This is a genomic window from Endozoicomonas sp. ONNA2, from assembly GCF_024606365.1.
Classification (GTDB): domain Bacteria; phylum Pseudomonadota; class Gammaproteobacteria; order Pseudomonadales; family Endozoicomonadaceae; genus Endozoicomonas.
Window position 1 is genome coordinate 1 of record NZ_JAHHPO010000449.1, and the last position, 1,469, is coordinate 1,469.

The following is a 1,469-nucleotide window of genomic DNA, read 5'->3' on the forward strand; positions in this document are numbered from 1 at the left end:
AAAATCTTCTTACATTGATCACACTGAAAAGACTCTTTGACAGTGGGCCAAAAATACCGTAGCACAGTAATATACCTAAAAAGGTACCCACCAGTGCCGCCGCTACCTTGACCCCGATCAGTTCTACCGGCCCATCCATCGAGCCCATGGTCACCACAATGCCCATCACTGCGGCCACAATACCAAAGCCGGGGCAGGCATCAGCAATACTGTGCAGGGCTTTTGCCGGGCGTTTCAGATCATCGCCAAGGGTTTCTATCTCGCTTTCCATCAAACCTTCAAAGGCATGTCCGGGCATACTGCTTATGCCGGTAATCCGTAAATTATCGGTGATAAAATAGAGCAGTCGTGGATGTGACAGGATGCGTTGATAGCTCTGGAACAGTTCACTGCTTTGCGGCGTTTCAATATCGTCTTCAATGGCGTTCACGCCTTTGCGCTGTCGGGTATCAATCAGGCGGAACATCAGGGCCAGCAAATCCATAAAGAAGGTTTTGTCGAACTCCTTATGTTTGATCATGACGTATTTCAGGTGAGTGAGGGTCATTTTCTGCACCGTGGCCGGGTTGGCAATGACAAAAGCACCGATAGCGGCACCGAGGATGATCAGGATTTCAGGGGGTTGCCACAGTGCCAGCAACCGGCCACCGGCCATGACAAACCCACCAAAAATACTCAGAAACAGGATGGCAAAGCCAGCGATTCTCAATAACATGCAAAACCCGGTGCGTTGGCATTAAGGATTAACTTCAGGCAGGCGCCGCCCGCTTCCCGCTGCTCGCAAAAGCACAAGTGGTTCCGGCTTTTCGGGTAGCGTCAGTAACATCTGGAAGTTATTTCAGGACAGTTTCTACTGAATCACCATATTGGTGATAAAGACATCTTCCACCCCCTTGATCAGCGATAGCCCTGTGGTGTGATGAATGGTTTTCAGCAGCTTTTGCCGTAATAGCTCCCGTTGTTCCGGGGTCATCACCTCCTTGAATGTCCAGGATGACAGCTGTTCAAGCAGGGCGTTGAGAATGACCGGTTGATTGTTTTTCAGTTGTTCAAGGCATTTGCTGTTTCGGGTCATGAGAGCAACGGATAGCTGCATATAATGGAGTTCATAGGTTTCATCGTTCACCAGGTTAACGACCATATCTTTAAACGACAGATATTGTTCAGGTCGCGGCAAGGCAGCAGAAGACACCGGGTGAGCATCCTCCCTGATAAAAAACCAATAGGCTGCCCCCCCGGCAATCACCAGCAGGACCACCCCGGCCAGGATAAGCGCGATGGAATTAACCTTGCCACACTGCATTTTTGGCCACTGGGCACAGGCGCTGTTCCTGATGGTACGGTCATTGTCGTCAGTCTTCATATTCTCTTCATATTCACCGGAAAGCACGGTTAGACATTGGCTAAATATGCAGGTCAACAAGCGCCACGCCGATGTGCTGTGGCAGCGTATTGGATGTCCGATATTT

Annotated in this window: 2 protein-coding genes; both read right to left on the bottom strand. The window is 50.0% G+C overall.

The window, feature by feature from the left end; genetic code table 11:
- The coding region (locus tag KDK14_RS08075) for a motility-associated protein (protein WP_257264577.1) at positions 1 to 715 on the bottom strand (715 nt) is incomplete at its 3' end.
- Positions 716 to 850: 135 nt separating this feature from the next.
- Positions 851 to 1,469, bottom strand: a 619-nt coding sequence (fliL, locus tag KDK14_RS08080; RefSeq protein ID WP_257264578.1) for a flagellar basal body-associated protein FliL, incomplete at its 5' end; no start/stop codon positions are given.